Annotated in this window: 3 protein-coding genes; 1 reads left to right on the top strand and 2 read right to left on the bottom strand. The window is 73.5% G+C overall.

The annotated features are described in order from the left end of the window. A partial coding sequence (locus VNT50_RS12150; protein WP_325485379.1) for a hypothetical protein occupies nt 1–226 on the top strand: 226 nt, incomplete at its 5' end. A gap of 269 nt (nt 227–495) precedes the next feature. Here the strand turns inward: VNT50_RS12150 and VNT50_RS12145 are convergent. After that, complete coding sequence (locus VNT50_RS12145) at nt 496–1,923, bottom strand: CCA tRNA nucleotidyltransferase (protein ID WP_325485378.1); 1,428 nt, start codon at nt 1,921–1,923, stop codon at nt 496–498. A 25-nt stretch (nt 1,924–1,948) separates the two neighbouring features. Beyond that, nucleotides 1,949–2,985 (bottom strand): methyltransferase (locus VNT50_RS12140; RefSeq protein ID WP_325485377.1); only part of this gene is annotated, 1,037 nt, incomplete at its 5' end.

Genomic DNA, 2,985 nt, shown 5'->3' with positions numbered 1-2,985 from the left:
CGCCCGCCCCATCGGCGACGCCCAGCCCTTCGGCGACGCCCGGGCCTTCGGCGACGCCCGGGCCTTCGGAGACACCCGTTCCTTCGGCGACGCCCGTCACGTCGGAGACGGCGCCATGACTCCCGAGCCGCCGCGCATCGTCAGCATCGACCTGACCCACCTGGTGCGGGCAGCGCTGGCGACGGAGACCACCGATCCGCGCCCGGACCCCGACACGCCCGCATAGCCCGGGGCAATCCCACCCTCGCGGGTGCCGAACGCCCGCGTAGCGCCACGCCCCCGGGTTTGGGGCGCATCTGCGACTTTGGGGCGCACCTCGTGCGCCCCAAAGGAGGGAATGCGCCCCAAACCCACTGAGCTCGCTGGGCGCAAACTGCGGGTTCGTGAAGGAGAACCCGCACTTTGTGACCAGCGAAGGCCCCGCGCGCTTCGCGTCAAGCCAAGCCCCGCGAGTAGCCCGCGCGCAAGTCACCGGCGGCCGGGCACCCCGGCGCCTCAGCCCCGGGCGGCCCACCACGCGCGCAGGCGCCGCTCGGCCTCGTCGGGGCCGAGCACCCCCTCGTCGAGGCGCAGGTCGAGCAGAAAGCGGTACGCCTCGCCCACCTCGCGACCCGGCCGGATGCCGAGCACCTCCTGAATGCGGTTGCCGTCGAGCTCGGGGCGCATGGCGTCGAGCTGCTCCTGCTCGCGCAGCTCGGCGATGCGCGCCTCGATGTCGTCGTACGCGGCGGCGAGGCGCGCGGCCTTGCGGCGGTTGCGGGTCGTCACGTCGGCCCGGGTCAGGATGTGCAGCCGGTCGAGCTGCTCGCCGGCGTCGCGCACGTAGCGGCGCACGGCGGAGTCGGTCCAGGCACCCTCGGCGTAGCCGAAGAACCGCAGGTGCTGGTCGATCAGCTGTGCGACCGCGTCGATCGTCTCGGAGTCGAACCGCAGGGCCTGCAGCCGCTTGCGGGCCATGCGCGCACCGACCGCGTCGTGGTGGTGAAAGCTCACCCCGCCGCCCGGCTCGAGCTTTCGCGTGCGGGGCTTGCCGATGTCGTGCAGCAGGGCGGCGAGGCGCAGCGGCACGTCGGGCCCGGCATCCGGAAATCGCTGCCCCTCGTGCGCGATCGCCTGCTCGAGCACCGTCAGGGAGTGCTCGTAGACGTCCTTGTGGTGGTGATGCTCATCGATCTCGAGCCGCAGCGCCGAGACCTCCGGAAGGAACTCCTCGATCAGGCCCGTGTCGACGAGAAGGCGGATGCCGGGCACGGGGTCGCCGGTCGCCAGCAGCCGCACGAGCTCGCCCTGGATGCGCTCGGGGCTCACGATCCGCAGGGTCTCGCGCAGCTCGGCCATCGCGGCGACGGTGCCGGCATCCACCTCGAAGCCCAGCTGCGACCGGAACCGCGCCGCGCGGAGCATGCGAAGGGGGTCGTCGCCGAAGCTCACCCGCGGATCGCCGGGGGTGCGGAGCACGCCCGCGACGAGGTCCTCGACCCCGCCGGTCGGGTCGACGAGCTGGCCGGCGGGCACCCGGAGCGCCATCGCGTTGACGGTGAAGTCGCGGCGCGCGAGGTCGCCCTCGAGCGAGTCGCCGAACTCGACCGTGGGCTTGCGGGTGAGGCCGTCGTAGCTGTCGGCCCGGAACGTCGTGATCTCGACCTGCTCGCCGCGCACCTTCGCGCCGATCGTGCCGAAGTCGCGGCCGATGTCCCATTGCGTCGAGCTGACCGGCTTCACGATCCGGAGGATCTCGTCGGGCATCGCGTCGGTCGTGAAGTCGAGGTCGTTCGTCGTGCGGCCGAGCAGGGCGTCGCGCACGGGGCCGCCGACGATCGCGAGCTCTCGGCCGGCGTCGGCGAACGCGCGTGCGAGCGTCGCGACGACGGGCGACGCCGCGAGCTCACCCAGGCGCGCGACGCCCTCGGCCATGTTCAGCATCCTTCGAGCCTATCGAGCCCGATCCTCACGAGAACGAGAGGAAGCCCGTGAAGACGAGCTCGCGCAGCCGGGGCAGCAGGTCGCCGCGGAGCTCCTCGGGCCCGACCTCGAGCAGCTGCGCGACGGCGTCGATCAGCGCACCGACCGGCAATTCCCCGTCGCACGCGCCGACCACCGCGGCGAGCGCCGGGTCGACCGGGACGGTGCGCGCCAGCCCGCCGCCCTGCCGCAGTTCGAGAACGCTCGGGCCCTCCTCGCCGGGCAGGTGATGGCGCGCCTCGGTGACGTCGGAGGCGACGAGAAGAGTGGATGCCGCGAGCCCGTCGTCTCCGATGGCCTCGAGCCGGTCGTGCGCGGCGAGGGCGTGCGAGATCAGCCCGGCGACGCGTCCCGGGGCGTGCCCGATCTTTTCGTAGCGGGCGAGCGTCACGGCGCCCCCGGGCCGGCGCAGCACCACCCAGCCCATCCCGATTCCGCTCACTCCCCGGCGTTCGAAGTCGTCGAGCCACGCCCCGAGCAGCGCGTCGTATTCGGTGGAGCCGGGCCGCGTCCCCCCGTCCCGCACCCAGAGCTCCGCATAGCGCGCAGGATCGAGGCGCTCCCGCTCGATCACCCACGCGTCGAGCCGCACGGGAGCGGCATCCACCCAGCCGCGGGCCCGGTCGAGACCGCTCGCGCCGTCGCGCGTCTCCCAATTGCCGAGCAGCGTCGCGACCCCGCCGGGCGTGAGGTGGTCGCCGACCGTGCCGACGACGGCGGCCATCAGCGCATCGCCCTCCAGGCCGCCGTCGCGATACTCGTAGCCCGGCACGCCGTCGACCCGCGGGGTGATGACGAACGGGGGGTTGGCGGCGATCCTCTCGAAGACCTCGCCCTGCACCGGCTCGAACAGGCTCCCGCGCCGGGTCTCGATGCCCGACGCCCCGTTGAGCGCGGCGTTCAGCGCGGTGAACCGCAGCGCCCGGGCCGAGATGTCGGTCGCGACGACCCGCGCCGCGCTGCGACTGAGATGCAGGGCCAGGATGCCGCAGCCGCAGCCCAGATCGAGGGCCGACGCGACCG

Source organism: Microbacterium sp., assembly GCF_035554235.1.
Classification (GTDB): Bacteria; Actinomycetota; Actinomycetes; order Actinomycetales; family Microbacteriaceae; genus Microbacterium.
The sequence above is the reverse complement of the archived record's forward strand: the minus strand, read 5'-3'. Positions and strand labels throughout refer to the sequence as shown.